Raw genomic sequence first — 19,079 nt, 5'->3', positions numbered from 1 at the left:
AGGATCAAATATTGCGTCAGGTCATTTTTAACCAGAATTCGCCAATATCATTAATCTTTGTGATGATTTCTGAGGGGAATAATGCTGTCATCACAGGGTCATTTGTCGCTATCATGATGAAAAACGCGGCATCTGGGCCGGATCGGCTTTCAATTCCGGCATTCAGCGTCTATCATGCGCGCTCGAAAAATTTCCATTGGCGTAACTGGTTTGAGCTTCATTTGATCAGCGGGTATCCCGCAAGCTCCGGCAGTCTTTTCCAGTTGCGGTTCTATCTGCATTAGCCCACGGGATAGAGTAATACGATAAATGACTGAGACATCCTCTCCGACTCCCCTTGTTGAACTGCATGCCCTGAGCAAAGCGTTCGATGGCAAAACCATCATTGCCGATCTGGATCTGACGATTAACCACGGCGAATTCCTCACCATTCTCGGCCCCTCCGGCTGTGGCAAAACCACGGTGCTGCGCCTGATCGCCGGTCTGGAAGACGCCGATGTGGGCCGCATCGTGCTCGACGGCCAGGACATCACCGCCATTCCGGCCGAACATCGCCACGTCAACACCGTGTTTCAAAGCTACGCTCTGTTTCCGCACATGTCGGTGTTCGACAACGTCGCCTTCGGCCTGCGCATGCAAAAGGTGCCGGCGGCGGAACTGACGCCGCGCGTCGAAGAGGCGCTGCGCATGGTGCAGCTGGACGACTTTGCCAAGCGGCGGCCGGGCCAGCTCTCCGGCGGCCAACAGCAGCGCGTGGCCATCGCCCGCGCGGTGGTCAACAAGCCGAAGGTGCTGCTGCTGGACGAATCGCTGTCGGCGCTGGACTACAAGCTGCGCAAGCAGATGCAGAACGAACTGAAAGCGCTGCAGCGCAAACTGGGCATCACCTTCGTGTTCGTCACCCACGATCAGGAAGAAGCGCTCACCATGTCGGATCGCATCGTGGTGATGCGCGAAGGCCGCATTGAGCAGGACGGCACGCCGCGTGAGATCTACGAAGAGCCGAAGAACCTGTTCGTCGCCAGCTTCATCGGCGAGATCAACATTTTCGACGCGGTGGTCCTGCAACGCCTCGATCCGCAGCGGGTGCGCGCCAACGTCGAGGGCCGCGAGTGCGACATCTACGCCGATCTGCCGGTGGAACCGGGCCAAAAGCTGAAGGTGCTGCTGCGCCCGGAGGATCTGCGGGTGGAAGAAGTGAACGACAGCGCGCAGCACGACGGGCTGATCGGCTACGTGCGCGAGCGCAACTACAAAGGCATGACGCTGGAATCGGTGGTCGAGCTGGAGAGCGGCAAAATGGTGATGGTCAGCGAGTTCTTCAACGAAGACGATCCGGACGTCGATCACTCGCTCAATCAGAAGATGGCGGTAACCTGGGTTGAAAGCTGGGAGGTGGTGCTGGCCGATGAAGAAATCGCGTAAAGTCTTCCAGAATGTGGTGATCGTCGGCGTCGTCGCCTGGCTGTTGCTGTTCGTGTTCATGCCGAACCTGATGATCATCGGCGCCAGCTTCCTGACCCGCGACGACGCCAACCTGGTGCAGATGGTGTTCACGCTGGACAACTACCGGCGCTTGTTCGATCCGTTGTACGCCCAGGTGCTGCTGCACTCGCTGAACATGGCGCTGATCGCCACCCTGTGCTGCCTGGCGATCGGCTATCCGTTCGCCTTTATCCTGGCGCGCTTGCCGCAGAAAGTGCGGCCGCTGCTGCTGTTTCTGCTGATCGTGCCCTTCTGGACCAACTCGCTGATCCGCATCTACGGCCTGAAGCTGTTTCTCAGCACCCGCGGCTATCTCAACGACGCGCTGCTGTGGATCGGCGTCATCGACAAGCCGCTGCGCATCATGTACACCTCGGAAGCGGTCGTCCTCGGCCTGGTGTATATCCTGTTGCCGTTTATGGTGATGCCGCTCTACTCCAGCATCGAAAAGCTCGATAAGTCCTGCCTGGAGGCGGCGCGCGACCTCGGCGCCAGCAAGCTGCAAACCTTTATCCGCATCATCGTGCCGCTGACCATGCCGGGCATTATCGCCGGCTGCCTGCTGGTGGTGCTGCCGGCGATGGGGCTGTTTTTCGTCGCCGATCTGATGGGCGGCGCCAAAAACCTGCTGATCGGCAACGTGATTAAAAGCCAGTTCCTCAATATCCGCGACTGGCCGTTCGGCGCGGCCACCAGCATCTGCCTGACGCTGGTGATGGGGCTGTTGCTGCTGGTTTATTACCGGGCCGCACGCCTGCTGAACAAGAAGGAGGATCTGGCATGATCGGACGTCTGCTGCGCGGCGGCTTTATGACGCTGGTATACGCCTATCTGTATATCCCGATCGTCATCCTGATCGTCAACTCCTTCAACGCCTCGCGCTTCGGCATTAATTGGCAAGGGTTTACCGCCAAGTGGTACAGCACCCTGCTGAATAACGACAGCCTGCTGCAGGCCGCGGGGCACTCGCTGACCATGGCGGTGCTCTCCGCCACCTTCGCCACGCTGATCGGCTCGCTGACCGCGGTGGCGCTGTACCGCTACCGCTTCCGCGGCAAACCGTTTGTCGGCGGCATGCTGTTCGTGGTGATGATGTCGCCGGACATCGTGATGGCCATCTCGCTGCTGGTGCTGTTCATGCTGCTGGGCATTTCGCTCGGCTTCTGGTCGTTGCTGTTCTCGCACATCACCTTCTGCCTGCCGTTCGTGGTGGTGACCGTCTACGCGCGCCTGAAAGGCTTCGACGTGAAGATGCTGGAAGCCGCGCGCGATCTCGGCGCAAGCGAGTTCACCATCCTGCGCAAAATCATCCTGCCGCTGGCGATGCCGGCGGTGGCGGCCGGTTGGCTGCTGAGCTTCACCCTGTCGATGGACGACGTGGTGGTCTCCTCCTTCGTCACCGGGCCGAGCTACGAGATTTTGCCGCTGAAGATCTACTCGATGGTGAAAGTCGGCGTCTCGCCGGAGGTCAACGCGCTGGCCACCATTTTGCTGCTGCTGTCGCTGGTGCTGGTGATCGCCAGCCAGTGGGTGATGCGCGATCGCTCGCCCAAGGCCGAGTAACCCTTCCCGCCGGGCGCTGCGGTGCCCGGTTGTGATCCCCTTCACAACCGGCACCGGTTGTCACTCCCTGACCATCGGTGCCTATTTCCGCCCCGCCGATTGCAGCGGCGAAAACTTCCCCCTATAACTGAACTCAGGCAAGGTGCCTTATTTTTTTCTCGCTTCCAGGGAGTTTATTCAGCAACGTCGTCATCCATTAAAATATAAAAAGGAACTGCCATGAAAGGTATTATCGATAATATCTTAAGCAAGCTGCAGCTTTTCTCCAAAGCCATGATGGGGCCGATATTTTTCCTGCCGGTAATCGGTCTGATCCTGGCGCTCAGTTCTATTCTCACCAATGCCACATTAATCAATGAACATTCCGCCGTCTTCTCTATCGGTAAAATGATCGGCGATACCTTCTGGCCATTATTCGGCAACCTCGGGCTGATTTTCTGCATCGGCATTACCTACGGCCTGGCCAAAGACAAGAAAAGCGAAGCGGCGCTGGTCGCCGTGATGTGCTTTATCATGTTCCTCGGCGCCAATTCTTCTTATCTGCAATTCAGCGGCCATGTCGCGGCCAAGATCAACGGCGAATATTACGGCACCGGGCAGACGGAGTTGCTGGGTTTTACCGTGGTGGATATGGGCATTTTCCTCGGTCTTATCCTCGGCGTCACCATCGCCTGGGTGCATAACCGCCTGTGCAACGTCGAACTCAACGGCGTGTTCTCGGTCTACGGCGGCGCCAAGCTGGTGCTGATTGCCATGACGCCGATCATCATGCTGTACGCCGTCGCCTTCAGCTACCTGTGGCCGGCGATCTCACAGGGCCTGATCGCGCTGACCGGCTTTATGAAAAGCGCCGGCTCGCTCGGGGTATTCGTCTACGGCTTCTTTGAGAAATTCCTGATCCCCACCGGGCTGCACCACTTTATCTGGTCGCCGTTCCAGCTCACCAGCATCGGCGGTTCGATCGTGCAGGACGGCCAGACCGTCTCCGGCTCGCAGGCGATTTTCCTGGCCTATATGCGCGACCCGAGCATCTCGCCGCTGATGAACGAAGCGCTGCGCTTCTCGCAGCAAGGGATGGTGACCATCTTCGGCCTGTCGGGCGCGGCATTGGCTTTCTATCACACCGCCAAGCCGGAAAAGAAAATGCTGGCCAAGGCGATTCTAATCCCGGCCATCACCACCTCGATCCTGGTCGGCATCACCGAGCCGATAGAGTTCACCTTCCTGTTTATCTCTCCGCTGCTGTGGGTGATCCACGCCGTGTTGACCGCGCTGTCGCAGGTGGTCTGCAACCTGTTCCAGGTGCGCCCCTGGGGCGCCAGCGGGCTGGTCGAGTTCCTGGCCTATAACCTGCCGCTGCCGGTTTCCCTCACCCGCTGGCCGCTGTACGTGGTCATCGGCCTGGTGCAGTTTGCGGTGTATTACCTGGTGTTCAAAACGCTGGTGCTGAAGCTCAATCTGAAGACGCCGGGCCGTGAAGATGATCAGGACGTCAGACTCTATTCCAAACAGGATTACCGGAACCGCAAAAATACCCCGGACGAGCCGAGCGGCATCATTATTCACGCGCTGGGCGGCAAGGAAAACATTATTTCCGTCGATAACTGTTTTACCCGACTGCGGGTGGAATTAAAGGATATGACGCGGGTGGATGAAGCCGCGTTAAAAAGCACCGGCGCCAAAGGCGTAGTGAAGAATCGCCGTGAAGTGCAGGTGATTTACGGCGTCACGGTCGGCAAGGTCAAAAATCAGGTAGAAAAATATTTAGCGGCACTCTAACGCTTTATTAATGGGAGATATCGAATGAAATTAACCGTTCTCGGCGGCGGCGGCGTGCGTTCCCCGTTCCTCGCCAAATCCATCGCCTATAACGCCCATCGCATCGGCATTACCGAAGTGGTGTTTATGGATACCGATGAGCGCCATCTGGCGATCTACGGCGCCCTCGCGCAGGGCGTATTCCAGCGCATTCGCGGCGACATTGCTTTCAGCCTCAGCAGCGATCCGCGCCAGGCGCTGCAAGGCGCCGACTACATCATCACCACCCTGCGCATCGGCGGCGAGGAAGGCCGCATCCATGACGAACGCATCGCGCTCAATCACCAGTTGCTCGGGCAAGAAACCACCGGCGCCGGCGGCTTCGCCATGGCGATGCGTTCGATTCCGGCGATCCTCGACTATTGCCGCCTGATCGAACAGGTTTCCTCACCGGACGCGGTCCTGTTCAACTTCACCAATCCTTCCGGCATGGTGACCGAGGCGATCATCAAATCCGGCTTCCAGCGCCGGGTCTATGGCATCTGCGACGCCCCCAGCGAGTTTATCCGCGAACTGGCCGAGCTGCTAGGCTGCCGCGAAGACCAACTGAGCGTCGACTGCTTCGGCCTCAACCATCTTTCCTGGTTCCGCAATGCGCGCGTCAACGGCGAACCGGTCACGGAACGGTTGCTGGCGGATCCGCGCCTGTATCGTGATACCTGCATGAAATACTTCTCGCCGGAGTTGGTGGCGCTGTCGGACAATTTGATGCTCAACGAGTATCTCTATTATTACTACTATCGTGAGCAGGCGATCGCCGCCATCGTCGCGGGCGGCGAGACCCGCGGCGAACAAATCGCGGCGATCAACCGCCAAATGCTGTCAGAGTTAGGCGAGCTGGACATCCCCCACCAGTTGGAACACGCCTTCTCTGTCTATTTCAGCCATTATCTGCAGCGCGAAAACTCCTACATGCAGCGCGAGTCCAACCAGGGCAAGGTGAAAACGCGCGAGATGCTGACGCTGCAACAGTTTATCGAGCAGCCGGACAGCGGCGGCTATGCCGGGGTGGCGATCGACATTCTGGAGGCGGTCAACAGCGGCCGGCAAAAACGCGTGGTGGTGTCGATGCAAAACCGCGACACGCTCGATTTTCTGCACCCGGATGACGTGATCGAAATCAGCTGCGAATTGAGCAGCGCCGGCATTCAGCCGGTCAAAATGCGCGATATTCCCGACACCCAGAAAAACCTGATTTCGCAGGTGAAAGAGTACGAACGGCTGGCGGTGGCGGCGATCCTGACCGGCAACCGCCAACTGGCCATCAAGGCGCTGATGGTGCACCCGCTGGTCAACTCCTACTCGCTGGCAAAAACGCTGGTAGAGGAGTACCTGCAGGCCCACCGCGCGTATGCCGGGCACTGGCGCTAAACGGTGCGGCCGTCAGCGGCCGCGACGTTCAAACCAGGCGGTGATCACATTCTCGAATCCCAACAGACAGTGGCCGAAAAACGGGTTGGGATAGTAGATATCGTGATCGTATTTTTGCCGGTCCTCAAACAGAAAGGTCATGTCGGCCTGCTGCGCCAGCGGGCTGCCGCCGTCGCCGCAGAAGGCCGCCAGCAGAATGCGGTTACGCTTCACCGCCTCGCTCCAGCTCAGCGCCGAGCCGCTGTTGCCCGACTTTGAAATCACGATCACCATGTCGAAGCGAAAGCGCGTCTCACGGTCAAGAATGTCGAAATCCGGCCACAGCGACAGATAACTGTCTACACCCAGCGTCATAAACTTGTTGTACATATATTGAGCCACCAGCTGCGAAAAACCGCTGCCGTGGATCAGGATCTTGCCGTTGTCGAGCAGATCGAGAAACTGCGCCTGCTGGGCCGGCGGTGCCGCCGACGTAGCGCGTTCCGCCTGGTAAGCCGGCGCCATCGTCAGGTTGAATTTGATGAAATAGACCAGTTCGAGATAGCCGCGAAAGCCCAGCTTTTTAGCCAGCCGCACCAGCGTCGAGGGGGAACTGTAGCAGCGTGCGGACACCGCACGGATGCCGTCGTCGATGCAGGCGTCCGGGTTGTCGAGAATGCAGTGCAAAATCGTCAGATCCGTCTTGCTGAGCTCAGCCTGGCTGAAGACCTGTTTGAAATTCATCGCTGCCCTCGTTTATTCGCCAAAATTATTGTTTCGCACGCGCTTCACCGCCTGTCCAGCGCGAGACACACAAATTGTGATGCGCTTTAAGGCGCTGAACCCCTTGATTTGCCAGCGGGATAACCGCCTTTACCCACCCCGCCCCGGCCCCTATAATGGCCCCTTTCTGGGGTATGGCGCGGCCGAAAACGGCAGCCCATACGGGTTCGGCTCACTACTGCTGAAGGATACGCTGCATGAAAAAGTGGTCACATCTGCTCGCAGCCGGGATGATGGCGCTGAGTTTCTGCTCTGCAAACGCCTCTGACGGCAAAACGCTGTATTTCTATAACTGGACTGAATACGTCCCGCCGGGGCTGCTGGAGCAGTTCACCAAAGAAACCGGCATCAAGGTGATCTATTCCACCTATGAATCCAACGAAAGCATGTACGCCAAGCTGAAGACCTACAAGGACGGCGCGTACGATCTGGTGGTGCCCTCCACCTACTTCATCGCCAAGATGAGCAAGGAAGGCATGCTGCAAAAAATCGACAAGAGCAAGCTCAGCCACTTCAAGGATCTCGATCCCACCCTGCTGAACAAGCCGTTCGATCCCAACAACGACTACTCCATCCCTTACATCTGGGGCGCTACCGCCATCGGCGTCAACAGCGACGCGCAGGATCCGTCCACCGTCACCGCCTGGGCCGATCTGTGGCAACCGCAGTACAAAGGCCGCCTGCTGCTGACCGACGACGCGCGCGAAGTGTTCCAGATGGCGCTGCTCAAGCTGGGCTATTCCGGCAACACCACTGACCCGAAAGAGATCGAAGCCGCCTACCACGAGCTGCAGAAATTGATGCCGAACGTGCTGGCCTTCAACTCCGACAACCCGGGCAACCCGTTTATGGAAGGGGAAGTCAACGTCGGCATGGTGTGGAACGGCTCGGCCTTTGTGGCGCGCCAGGCCGGCACGCCGCTTGAGATCGTCTGGCCGAAGGAAGGCGGGATCTTCTGGATGGACAGCCTGGCCATTCCGGCCAACGCGCGCAACGTCGAAGGGGCGCTGAAGCTGATCGACTTCCTGCTGCGGCCGGAAATCGCGGTGCAGGTGGCGGAGACCATCGGTTACCCGACGCCGAACCTGGCGGCGAAGAAGCTGCTGTCGCCGGAGATCGCCAACGACAAGTCACTCTACCCGGATAAGGCGGTGATTGAGCACGGCGAGTGGCAAAACGACGTCGGCGACGCCAGCACGCTGTACGAAAGCTACTTCCAAAAGCTGAAAGCCGGGCGCTAATACGCCCGCCATCCCATCAGGGCGCGCATTGCGCCCTGATGCCTTTCTCAGGGCCGGTCGGCCCGCGCCACCTTGCCCACCAGGAACTTGTGCACAAAACGCGGCACCACTTCGCTGGCCAGACCGTAGTGTTTCTCATCGAACTGGCTCTCTACCTGGCTCGGTTCCAGGTTCAGCTCCATGGCGTAAGCGCCGCCCAGCCGCGCCTCATGCACGAAGCCGGCCGCCGGGTAGACATGGCCGGAGGTGCCGATGGCGACGAAGAAATCGGCCTTGCTCAGCGCCTGGTAGATGTCATCCATGCCCAGCGGCATCTCACCGAACCACACCACGTGCGGCCGTAGCGGCGCCGGGAACTGGCAGCAATGGCAACGATCGTCAACGCTGAGATCGCCGGGCCATTCGAACACCTGCCCCGACTGGGTGCAACGCACCTTCAGCAGTTCGCCGTGCATGTGCAGCACCCGCTTGCTGCCGGCGCGCTCATGCAGGTTATCAATGTTTTGCGTGACCAGCAGGAAGTTGTCTCCCAACCACTCTTCCAAATCCGCCAACGCGCGGTGTGCGGCGTTCGGGGCGATCTCCTCCGTCTGCAGCTGGCGGCGGCGTTCATTGTAAAACGCCTGCACCAGCGCCGGATCGCGCTGAAAACCTTCCGGCGTGGCGACGTCCTCCACCCGGTGCTCTTCCCACAGCCCATCCGCGGCGCGGAAGGTGCGAATGCCCGACTCGGCCGAAATGCCGGCCCCGGTCAACACCACCACAAACGGCTTTTTCAGCTCGGCCGCCGCCATGGTGTCACGATGAAAAATGCGTGAACGAAAGCGCTGATGCAGCACATGCTTACTCTTGCGAAACTGACACAGCCGATGGCGAGTGTACATTAACTCTCTCCTTACTTTTCCCTGTTTACCCTTCTTACTGGACGTTGCGGCGTTGTTGGCTGCATACATTCACGCCCGGCCTCAACGCCCATTACGTTGGGCGCGCCAAATTGAGGAACGCCGCGCCGCGCACGCCGCCGGCGTCGCCATAGCGCGCCTTCTCGATGCGCGGCAGCCGGGCCACCCGCAGCAGGTGCGCCGGCAGCCGCTGCGGCAACGCCTGGTAAATGGCGTCGAAATTCGACAGCCCGCCGCCGATCACCACCAGATGCGGATCCAGCACCGTCAGCAGGTTACCCAGGCAGATCGCCAGCACGTCCATAAAGCGGTCGACGTGAGCCACCGCCTGCGGCTCACCTGCCTGATAATGGGCAATGATCTCGATGGCAGGCAAGCGCCGGCCATAGAAATGGGCGTACATCCATTCGAAACCGCGGCCCGATATGTAATTTTCAATGCAACCCTGATGGCCGCACCCGCAGGCAACGCGAGGCACATCACGCCCCAGCACCTCGAGCGCGTCCACCGGCAGGCGCAAATGGCCGAACTCGCCGGCGATATAGTTGCGCCCAGGCACCGTCTTGCCATCGACGATCAGGCCGCCGCCCACGCCGGTGCCGAGGATGATGCCCAGCACCGTCGGGTAGCGGCGGAACTCGTCGTCCCAGGCTTCCGACAGTGCAAAGCAGTTGGCGTCGTTATCGACGCGCACCTCGCGCCCGATCAGCGCCGCCAGATCGCGCGGCAGCGGACGCCCCATCGCCGCCGGCACGTTGGCGGTAAACAGCGTGCCATCATCGTCATTGGGCAGGCCCGGTATGCCGATGCCGACGCTGCCGCGCCGGCCGCAAAACGCATCCGCCTCAAGGGTCAGATCGCACAGCGTGGCCAGCAGTTGCCGGTAGTCTTCACGTGGCGTCGGCACTCGCTTTTGCCAAATGCGCTGCAGGTTGTCGTCGAACACCCCCAGCTCAATCTTGGTGCCGCCCATATCGAAACCGTAGTACATAACCCATCCCCAGGCTAAAAAAACGGGGCGGCATCGCTGCCTCCCCGTTGGTGTTATTGTCCGCTCAGCACCCGCGCCGGATCGATGCGGCTTGCGCGCCTCGCCGGATACCAACTGGCCAACAGGCTCAGCACAATGGCGGTCGCCAGCACGATCAGCACGTCCAGCCAGTGCAGCTCGGAAGGCAGGAAGTCGATGAAGTAGATATCGCCCGACAGGAAGGAATGACCGACCAGTTTCTCGATGCCGCGGATAATGTTAGTCAGCTGCAGCGAGGCGATCACCCCGATCACCACGCCGCTCAGGCTGCCCAGCAGCCCGGCCAACAGCCCGTACCAGATGAAGATGGCGCGGATAAAGCCGTCTTTAGCGCCCAGGGTGCGCAGCACCGCGATGTCGGCGCTTTTGTCTTTCACCGCCATCACCAGCGTGGAGACGATGTTGAAGCAGGCCACGCCGATCACCAGCACCATCGCCAGATACATGATGGCGCGGATCATCTGGATGTCGCGGTACATGTAGCCGTACTTGCCGATCCAGCTTTTGATGTAGATATAAGAATTGGTCACTTCGCCGGCGTCGCGCACCAGTTTATTGGCGGCGAACACGTCGTTCATCTTGAGCGCGATACCCGTGACGCTGTCACCCATGTCGAGATACTGCTGCGCGTCGGCCAGCGGCACCAGCGCCAGGCTGTGATCGAGCTGGCCGCTGAGCTGCAAAATGCCGGTCACATGCAGGCGAATGCGCTTCGGCTGCAGCAGCTTCATTTCCGGGTCGCTGTTGGGGATCATCACCGTCACATAGGCGCCCTGTTTAACGCCCAGTGCGTCGGCCACGCCCTTGCCGAGGATCACCTGCTGCTCGCCGGGCTTGAAGTTGGCCCAGGCGTCGCCCTGCACATACTGCGGCAGCGCGCTCAGCCGGCTCTCCTGCTGCGGATCCACGCCTTTGACTTCCACCGCGCGCAGCTGCGCGCCGTTTTCCATCAGGCCGGTGAAATTGATGTACGGCGCGGCGGCCAAGATACCCGGCACCTTTTCCACCCGCTGCAGAATCGACGGCCAGCCGCTGAACGGCTGATTGACCGGCTCAAGCTCGCCGTGCGGCACCACCGCCAGAATGCGGTTCTTCAGCTCGCGCTCAAAACCGTTCATCGCGCTCAGCCCGACGATCAGCACCGCCACCCCCAGCGCGATGCCGATGGTGGAGATGACCGAGATCAGCGACACCATGCCGCCGCGTTTACGGCCGCGGCTGAAACGCAGGGCCGTCAGGAAGGACAGTGAGGCTCCCGCCATTACTCGGCCCCCATCAGGGTCAGCTGCGCCTGCAGGTGGCCGTCGGCCATTTCCAGCTGGCGGCTCAGGCGCTTGGCCAGCTGCAGATCGTGCGTCACCACCAGGAAAGCGGTGCCCTGGCGCACGTTCAGCTCGCCCAGCAGATCGAAGATGCTGTCCGCGGTGCGTTTATCCAGGTTACCGGTCGGTTCGTCCGCCAGCACCAACGCCGGGTTGTTGACCAACGCGCGCGCGATCGCCACGCGCTGACGTTCGCCGCCGGAGAGCTCGGACGGGCGGTGCTTGCTGCGTTTTTCCAGCCCGACCGCCGCCAGCATCTCCCGCGCCTTCTCCTGCGCCTGCGCCGGCTTGGCGCCGCCGATCAAGAGCGGCATGGCGGCGTTTTCCAGCGCGGTGAAGTCCGGCAACAGATGGTGGAACTGGTAGATGAAGCCCAGCTGGCGGTTGCGCAGCTCGGCCTTGGCCGCCGAAGACATGGCGTTCAGCGATTCACCCTTGAAGATCACCTCGCCGGAGGTCGGCGAGTCCAGCCCGCCCAGCAGGTGCAACAGGGTGCTCTTGCCGGAACCCGAGCTGCCGACGATCGCCATCATCTCGCCCTGCTGCATGGCAAAGCTGACATTGCGCAGCACGTCGGTGTGCAGATTGCCTTCCTGATAGGTCTTGCACAGGTTGTCACACTGCAGCAAAAGATGGTTACTCATAACGTAAAGCCTCAGCGGGTTGTACGGCGGCAGCGCGCCATGAAGGATAGAGCGTGGACAACAGGGAAACCGCCATCGCCACCACGGCGATGATCGTCACCTGCAGCGGATCGACCGCCACCGGCAGCGAAGCGCCGTCGATCAAGGCGCCGAGGATAGGCATCAGGTTATTCAGGTTGGTGGCCAGCAGCACGCCGAGCAGCGTGCCGAGCAGCGAACCGATGATGCCGGCGCTGGCGCCCTGCACCATAAATACCGACATGATCTGGCGGCGGGTCAGCCCCTGGGTCTGCAGAATGGCGACCTCGCCCTGCTTCTCCATCACCAGCAGGCCGAGCGAGGTAATGATGTTAAACGCCGCCACCGCCACGATCAGACTGAGCAGCAGCCCCATCATGTTCTTCTCCATACGCACCGCCTGGAACAGCTCGCCTTTGCGATCGCGCCAGTCTTTCCAGACGGTGCCCGCCGGCAGCGCCTGTTGGCTGAGGGTATCGACCGTCAGCGGCTGTTGCAGGAACATGCGCCAGCCGGTGATGTTGCCGGCCGGGTAGCGCATCAGGCGCGAAGCGTCCTGTTGGTTGACCAGCAGCTGATAGCCGTCCACCTCGCTGTTGGCGTGGAAGGTGCCGATGAGAGTGAACAGGCGTTGGCTGGGAATGCGGCCCATTGGCGTGAACTGGCTGGCGCTCGGCACCATCACGCGCAGCGAATCGCCGCGCTTGACGCCAAGTTGCCCCGCCAGCTGTTCGCCGATGATGATGTTGTACTGGCCCGGCTGCAGCTGCTGTTGCTTGACGTTGACCAGATATGGGGTCAGCGGATCGGCCTCGTCGGGATTGACGCCGAGCATCACCCCGACCGCCACGCTGCGGGCGCTTTGCAGCACCACGTCACCGGTGGTCAGCGGCGCGACGCGCGTGACGCCCTGCAGCTTCTGCACCTCGGAGGCCGGCAGCTGCTGCGGGTTGACCGATCCTTGCGGACTGGTGACCAACGCCTGCGGCATCAGGCCGAGAATGTTGTTTTCCAGATCCTTTTCGAATCCGTTCATCACCGACAGCACGGTGACCAACGCCATCACCCCCAGCGTAATGCCGATGGTGGAAAGCCAGGAAACAAACCGCCCGAAGCGGTCTGAGGCTCGCCCGCGCATGTAGCGCAGGCCAATGAATAACGCGACAGGTTGATACATGAAATCCGTTTGATAGCCGTGGCTTAAGCAAAGTGATCATGGATAATAAAGGCTCTCCCTCGTTTAGGGAACACCCGACGGCCTTTTATTGCGTGGCGCAGACGAGAGCGGTGGCGGCAGATTAGCGCAAGATTTACCCGTCGCTGCAAAAAATCGACGGCGTTAACCGGTTAAATAACCGGCAAAAAAGCGATGGACAGCGCTTTTTACTGTGTCAGTTTGCCGGCCGCTGGGCTACTATAAACAGCATAAAAGCACTGGGTTATCCGTGCCGGGACGCCCTCTAACACATTGATTAAAGATACCTGAATGAGCACTTCCGATAGCCGTAACCGTTCTTCATCCCCTCGTTATTCTCTGCCCGATCGCGCGGGCGATCTGCGCCAGCTGGGGCAACTGACCGGCGCGGCCTGCGCCGTGGAGTGCGCCGAGATCGTCGAGCGCCACCCTGGCCCGGTGATGCTGATCGCGCCGGATATGCAAAACGCCCTGCGGCTGCGCGACGAGATCCAGCAGTTCACCGATCAGATGGTGACCACACTGTCCGACTGGGAAACCCTGCCGTACGACAGCTTCTCGCCGCATCAGGAAATCATCTCGGATCGTTTGTCGAGCCTGTATCACCTGCCGACCATGGCGCGCGGCGTGATCATTCTGCCGGTCAACACCCTGATGCAGCGCGTCTGCCCGCACGAATTCCTGCACGGCCACGCGCTGGTGATGAAGAAAGGCCAGCGCCTGTCGCGCGATAAGCTGCGCGCGCAGCTGGAACAGGCCGGTTACCGCAGCGTCGATCAGGTGATGGAGCACGGCGAATTCGCCACCCGCGGCGCATTGCTCGATCTTTACCCGATGGGCAGCGATGAGCCTTACCGCATCGACTTCTTCGATGACGAAATCGACAGCCTGCGCATCTTCGACGTCGATACCCAGCGCACGCTGAGCGAAGTCGAGGCCATCAATCTGTTGCCGGCCCACGAGTTCCCCACCGACAAGAACGCCATCGAGCTGTTCCGCAGCCAGTGGCGCGAGCAGTTTGAGGTGCGTCGCGACGCCGAGCACATCTATCAGCAGGTCAGCAAAAGCGCCTGGCCCGCCGGTATCGAATACTGGCAGCCGCTGTTCTTCAGCCAGCCGCTGCCGTCGCTGTTCAGCTACCTGCCGGCCAATACGCTGATCGTCAATACCGGCGATCTGGAGAGCGCCGCCGAGCGCTTTTGGCAGGACGTCAACCAGCGTTACGAAAGCCGCCGCGTCGATCCGATGCGCCCGCTGCTGGCGCCGGATACGCTGTGGCTGCGCGTTGACGCGCTGTTCGGCGAGCTGAAAGCCTGGCCGCGCATCGCGCTGAAAACCGATGAGCTGCCGGTCAAGGCCGGCAATACCAATCTGGATTACCATGCCCTGCCCGATCTGGCAGTGCAGGCGCAGCATAAATCCCCGCTGGATAATCTGCGCCGCTTTATCGAAGGCTTCGACGGCAGCGTGATTTTCTCCGTCGAGAGCGAGGGGCGGCGTGAAACGCTGCAGGATCTGCTCGGCCGCATCAAGCTGGCGCCGGCGCTGATCCAGCGTCTCGATCAGGCGGAAACCGCGGGCCGTTACATGATGGTCGGCGCCGCCGAACACGGTTTCCTCGACGGCCTGCGCCAGCGTGCACTGATCTGCGAAAGCGATCTGCTCGGCGAACGCGTCAGTCGCCGCCGGCAGGACAACCGGCGCACCATCAACACCGATACCCTGATCCGCAACCTGGCGGAGCTGCATCCCGGCCAGCCGGTGGTGCATCTGGAGCACGGCGTTGGCCGCTATGTCGGCCTGACCACGCTGGAAGCCGGCGGCATCAAGGCTGAATACCTGATCCTCTCCTACGCCGGTGAGGACAAGCTGTACGTGCCGGTCTCATCGCTGCACCTGATCAGCCGTTACGCCGGCGGCGCGGATGAAAACGCCCCGCTGCACAAGCTGGGCGGCGACGCCTGGACGCGCGCGCGGCAAAAAGCGGCCGAACGGGTGCGCGACGTGGCGGCGGAGCTGCTGGATATTTACGCCCAGCGCGCCGCCAAGGCCGGTTTCGCCTTCAAGCATAACCGCGAACAATACCAGCTGTTCTGCCAGACCTTCCCATTCGAAACCACGCCGGATCAGGAACAGGCGATCAATGCGGTGCTGAGCGACATGTGCCAGCCGCTGGCGATGGACCGCCTGGTATGCGGCGACGTCGGCTTCGGCAAAACCGAAGTGGCGATGCGCGCCGCCTTCCTGGCGGTGGAAAACGGCAAGCAGGTGGCGGTGCTGGTGCCGACCACCCTGCTGGCGCAACAGCACTTCGACAACTTCCGCGATCGCTTCGCCACCTGGCCGATCCGCATCGAGATGATGTCGCGCTTCCGCAGCGCCAAAGAGCAGCAGCAGGTGCTGGACGACGCGGCCGAGGGCAAAGTGGACATCATCATCGGCACGCACAAACTGCTGCAGAGCGATCTGCGCTGGAAGGATTTGGGGCTGCTGATCGTCGATGAAGAGCACCGCTTTGGCGTGCGCCACAAGGAGCGCATCAAAGCGATGCGCGCCGACGTCGATATCCTGACGCTGACCGCCACGCCGATCCCGCGTACGCTGAACATGGCGATGAGCGGCATGCGTGATCTGTCGATCATCGCCACTCCGCCGGCGCGCCGGCTGGCGGTGAAGACCTTCGTGCGCGAATACGACAGTTTGGTGGTGCGCGAGGCGATCCTGCGCGAAGTGCTGCGCGGCGGCCAGGTTTACTACCTCTACAACGACGTGGAAAACATCGAGAAAGCGGCGCAACGCCTGGCTGAGCTGGTGCCGGAGGCGCGCATCGCCATCGGTCACGGTCAGATGCGCGAACGCGATCTGGAACGGGTGATGAACGATTTCCACCACCAGCGCTTCAACGTGCTGGTGTGCACCACCATCATCGAAACCGGCATCGATATCCCCAGCGCCAACACCATCATCATCGAGCGGGCCGATCGCTTCGGCCTGGCGCAGCTGCACCAACTGCGCGGCCGCGTCGGGCGTTCGCACCATCAGGCTTACGCCTATCTGTTGACGCCAAACCCGAAAGCCATGGGCACCGACGCTCATAAACGGCTCGAGGCCATCGCGTCGCTGGAAGATCTCGGCGCCGGTTTCGCGCTGGCGACCCACGATCTGGAGATCCGCGGCGCCGGCGAACTGCTGGGCGAAGACCAGAGCGGCCAGATGACCACCGTCGGCTTCTCGCTCTATATGGAGCTGCTGGAAAGCGCCGTCGACGCGTTGAAAAACGGCCGTGAACCGTCGCTGGAAGATCTCACCAGCAACCAGACCGAGGTAGAGTTGCGCATGCCGGCGCTGCTGCCGGAAGATTTCATTCCCGACGTCAATACCCGCCTGTCACTGTATAAGCGCATCGCCAGCGCGAAGAACGACGGTGAGCTTGACGAGCTGAAGGTCGAGCTGATCGATCGCTTCGGCCAGTTGCCGGATGCGGCGCGCAACCTGTTGCAGTGCGCGGCGCTGCGCCTGCATGCGCAGAAACTGGGGATCAAACGCATCGAGAGCAACGAGCGCGGCGGCTTTATCGAGTTCGGCGACAACAACCGCGTCGATCCGGGTTATCTGATCGGCCTGTTGCAGGGCAATCCGCAGGTTTACCGCCTGGACGGCCCGAGCAAGCTGAAGTTCACGCTCGATCTGGCCGATCGCCAAAAACGCCTGACGTTCACCGAAGAGCTGCTGAACGCCTTCCGCGAACACACGCTGGCGGTCTGAGCCAATGCCCCCGCCGTGGCGGCGGGGGCGGCTTATTCGCGCGGGAAACCGGCGCCCAGCGGCGCCAGCTGCATCACGCGGCTGGTCACCACCCGGTTTTTGCCGCTGCGCTTCGCCTCATACAAGGCCTCGTCGGTCATGGCGATCGCCTTGTCCAGCGTCATGCCCGGCAGATACAGCGACACGCCGATCGACAGCGTGATGTGCGCTTCGTCGTGCGCATTCAGCAAGAACGTCGAGCTTTCAACCGCGCTGCGAATGCGCTCCGCCACCCCGCCGATGACCTGCGGATCGTAGCTGGCGGTGATCACCATAAACTCCTCGCCGCCGTAGCGCCCGACGAAGTCCTCATTGCGCACGCTGTTTTGCAGCAGCCGGCCGACGCTGGCCAGCAGCACGTCACCGGCCGGATGGCCGTAGGTATCGTTGATGCTTTTGAAGTTATCCAAATCGAGGATCATCAGCCCGCACGGGCGGCGCTCGGCACGCTGCAGCATCAGCTGATAATCGACGCTGGCGCGGTTGTTGATGTGGGTCAGGCTGTCGGTGGTGGCGCGCGCGCGCATCGCGAAATAGGCGTAGATATGGCGCTCTTTGAAATTCAGCGCATGATAGCAAATCGCCAGACAGAGCGCGGAAACCGCCTGGTACAGCAACACATCCGGCCACAGCCCGCTCATGTCCACCAGCAGCCACACCACCGCGATGCGATACAGCGCGATGATGCCGATCGTCAGGTAAAACGTCCGGTGGGATTTTTTCAGCCACACGCGCGACAGCAGCAGCGGCGCGACGATCGAGGCGATGAACAGGTTATCGACGGTGAAACCGCCGGTCAGCGTCATGGCGAACAGAAAACTCACCAGCCCGCTGACGCCGCCGCCGAAGAAAGTCACCAATATCATCGGGATCATCGCAAAGCTGTAATGCACCTTATCGGTCAGCTCCAGCCGATCCTGGCTCAAATACAGCACCGCCACCCCGGCCAGCAGGCCGAAAACAACGCGCTTCCACAGTGCGGATTGATAAGAAAAAGGGGCATTCTTGCTGAGAAGGAAATAGCTTATCGACAACGTCGCGTAGGTGATGCAGGCGTCGCTGTAAAGGGTAGAAATGGACGCAATGTAAGTCATAAATAGTCAGCGCGCTCCTCGGGATCGCCAGGGGGTAATGTGCAGACGTTGAATAACGCATCCCTGTCGTCTCCGCTTCGGCGGCGGCCATTTATACCCGTCGTCTTTCAAACCGCAGCGTTGTTACCTGCACGCTCTCACCCCAGTCACTTACCTGAGTAAGCTCCTGGGGATGCGATCGCTGGGCGCCTAGCTGCAATTTGAAATCCATAGGGATACACAGTCTATTAATAGAGTAGCAGTTCTATCTTATCGCCAAGCCGTCTATCTCACGACGCCCGCTTCAGGCTACTCTGTGCGTTGTGTTATCGGGGGAGAACCGCATGAATATCGACGATGAACTGCAAGCGCTCAGCGAACAGGAAGCGACGCTGGCCTTTACCCATTTTGACGCCGCCACCGCCTGGGAACTGGGCGCGGCGCTGAAAACCGCCGCCGAGCGGCGCGGCCTGAGCATCGCCATCGAGATCCAACTGGCCGGGCAGACGCTGTTTTATTACGCCATGCCGGGGGCAACGCCGGACATTGCCGACTGGGTGCGGCGCAAGCGCAATCTGGTGAACCATTTTCACAAAAGCTCTTACGCCATCGGCCTGCGCCTGCAGCAGCGGCAAACGTCGCTGGAGGAGCGTTACGGGCTGAGCGTGCGTGACTATTCGGTGCACGGCGGCGCCTTCCCGCTCACCCTGACCGGCCTCGGCTGCGTCGGCAGCATCAGCATTTCCGGCGCGCCGCAGAAGGAAGATCACCAGCTGCTGGTGAGTACTTTAGCCCACTTTCTCGGCTTATCCCTGCCCACGCTGTAATAACCGTTAAAACCTTGACTGTCA

17 protein-coding genes are annotated in these 19,079 nt (G+C 60.7%); 10 read left to right on the top strand and 7 right to left on the bottom strand.

The genetic code is table 11. The annotated features are described in order from the left end of the window. Positions 1–11: 11 nt before the first annotated feature. The 6 genes from WFM45_RS05745 to WFM45_RS05720 all read left to right on the top strand — a co-directional run bounded on the left by WFM45_RS05745 (position 12) and on the right by WFM45_RS05720 (position 6,237). Positions 12–284, top strand: a complete 273-nt coding sequence (locus WFM45_RS05745) for a hypothetical protein (protein ID WP_126180994.1) — start codon at positions 12–14, stop codon at positions 282–284. Between the two features lie 25 nt (positions 285–309). Further along, complete coding sequence (gene potA, locus WFM45_RS05740) at positions 310–1,425, top strand: spermidine/putrescine ABC transporter ATP-binding protein PotA (protein WP_015377589.1); 1,116 nt, start codon at positions 310–312, stop codon at positions 1,423–1,425. Next, positions 1,409–2,269, top strand: a complete 861-nt coding sequence (gene potB / locus WFM45_RS05735) for a spermidine/putrescine ABC transporter permease PotB (protein ID WP_004941149.1) — start codon at positions 1,409–1,411, stop codon at positions 2,267–2,269. Before potA ends, potB begins: the two co-directional genes overlap by 17 nt. Beyond that, positions 2,266–3,048, top strand: coding sequence for a spermidine/putrescine ABC transporter permease PotC (gene potC, locus WFM45_RS05730; protein WP_048323019.1), 783 nt, complete (start codon positions 2,266–2,268; stop codon positions 3,046–3,048). The genes potB and potC overlap by 4 nt, the downstream gene beginning before the upstream one ends. A gap of 219 nt (positions 3,049–3,267) precedes the next feature. After that, positions 3,268–4,827 (top strand): PTS transporter subunit EIIC, encoded by a 1,560-nt coding sequence (locus WFM45_RS05725; protein WP_336954892.1) that lies wholly within the window; start codon positions 3,268–3,270, stop codon positions 4,825–4,827. Between the two features lie 24 nt (positions 4,828–4,851). Beyond that, a complete protein-coding gene (locus WFM45_RS05720) occupies positions 4,852–6,237 on the top strand; it encodes a family 4 glycosyl hydrolase (protein ID WP_048323015.1) in 1,386 nt (461 codons plus the stop codon). 12 nt (positions 6,238–6,249) lie between these two features. Here WFM45_RS05720 and WFM45_RS05715 read toward each other — a convergent pair whose 3' ends face one another. After that, a complete protein-coding gene (locus WFM45_RS05715) occupies positions 6,250–6,960 on the bottom strand; it encodes a MurR/RpiR family transcriptional regulator (RefSeq protein ID WP_004941137.1) in 711 nt (236 codons plus the stop codon). On the opposite strand from WFM45_RS05715, the gene WFM45_RS05710 reads away from it, so the two are divergent. Then, positions 6,950–7,267, top strand: coding sequence for a hypothetical protein (locus tag WFM45_RS05710; RefSeq protein ID WP_134954151.1), 318 nt, complete (start codon positions 6,950–6,952; stop codon positions 7,265–7,267). The two genes, WFM45_RS05715 and WFM45_RS05710, sit on opposite strands and share 11 nt — an antisense overlap. Then, entirely contained in the window at positions 7,197–8,240 is a 1,044-nt protein-coding gene (gene potD / locus WFM45_RS05705; RefSeq protein ID WP_033633291.1) for a spermidine/putrescine ABC transporter substrate-binding protein PotD, read from the top strand. Before WFM45_RS05710 ends, potD begins: the two co-directional genes overlap by 71 nt. A 47-nt stretch (positions 8,241–8,287) precedes the next feature. Here potD and cobB read toward each other — a convergent pair whose 3' ends face one another. The 5 genes from cobB to lolC all read right to left on the bottom strand — a co-directional run bounded on the left by cobB (position 8,288) and on the right by lolC (position 13,333). Further along, positions 8,288–9,124 carry a Sir2 family NAD+-dependent deacetylase gene (cobB, locus tag WFM45_RS05700; protein WP_033633293.1) on the bottom strand — a complete coding sequence of 279 codons (837 nt, stop codon included), beginning with the start codon at positions 9,122–9,124 and terminating at the stop codon, positions 8,288–8,290. Positions 9,125–9,215: 91 nt separating this feature from the next. Next, a complete protein-coding gene (nagK, locus tag WFM45_RS05695) occupies positions 9,216–10,133 on the bottom strand; it encodes an N-acetylglucosamine kinase (protein ID WP_033633294.1) in 918 nt (305 codons plus the stop codon). Between the two features lie 53 nt (positions 10,134–10,186). Next, positions 10,187–11,434: a lipoprotein-releasing ABC transporter permease subunit LolE gene (lolE, locus tag WFM45_RS05690; protein ID WP_015377581.1), complete on the bottom strand. Its 1,248-nt coding sequence runs from the start codon at positions 11,432–11,434 to the stop codon at positions 10,187–10,189. Continuing rightward, positions 11,434–12,138, bottom strand: coding sequence for a lipoprotein-releasing ABC transporter ATP-binding protein LolD (lolD, locus tag WFM45_RS05685; RefSeq protein WP_004941120.1), 705 nt, complete (start codon positions 12,136–12,138; stop codon positions 11,434–11,436). The genes lolE and lolD overlap by 1 nt, the downstream gene beginning before the upstream one ends. Continuing rightward, positions 12,131–13,333: a lipoprotein-releasing ABC transporter permease subunit LolC gene (lolC, locus tag WFM45_RS05680; protein ID WP_213929096.1), complete on the bottom strand. Its 1,203-nt coding sequence runs from the start codon at positions 13,331–13,333 to the stop codon at positions 12,131–12,133. Before lolC ends, lolD begins: the two co-directional genes overlap by 8 nt. 309 nt (positions 13,334–13,642) lie before the next feature. Here lolC and mfd point away from each other — a divergent pair, with 309 nt between their 5' ends. Beyond that, positions 13,643–17,116, top strand: coding sequence for a transcription-repair coupling factor (gene mfd, locus WFM45_RS05675; protein ID WP_336954891.1), 3,474 nt, complete (start codon positions 13,643–13,645; stop codon positions 17,114–17,116). Between the two features lie 32 nt (positions 17,117–17,148). On the opposite strand, the gene WFM45_RS05670 is transcribed toward mfd, so the two are convergent. Further along, positions 17,149–18,249 carry a GGDEF domain-containing protein gene (locus WFM45_RS05670; protein ID WP_033633297.1) on the bottom strand — a complete coding sequence of 367 codons (1,101 nt, stop codon included), beginning with the start codon at positions 18,247–18,249 and terminating at the stop codon, positions 17,149–17,151. 323 nt (positions 18,250–18,572) lie between these two features. On the opposite strand from WFM45_RS05670, the gene WFM45_RS05665 reads away from it, so the two are divergent. Beyond that, on the top strand, positions 18,573–19,055 hold the full coding sequence (locus WFM45_RS05665) for a heme-degrading domain-containing protein (RefSeq protein WP_048323000.1): 483 nt from the start codon (positions 18,573–18,575) through the stop codon (positions 19,053–19,055). The last annotated feature ends 24 nt before the right edge of the window (positions 19,056–19,079 follow it).

It is taken from the genome of Serratia sp. KG1D (assembly GCF_037150675.1).
GTDB lineage: Bacteria > Pseudomonadota > Gammaproteobacteria > Enterobacterales > Enterobacteriaceae > Serratia > Serratia nematodiphila.
The sequence above is the reverse complement of the archived record's forward strand: the minus strand, read 5'-3'. Positions and strand labels throughout refer to the sequence as shown.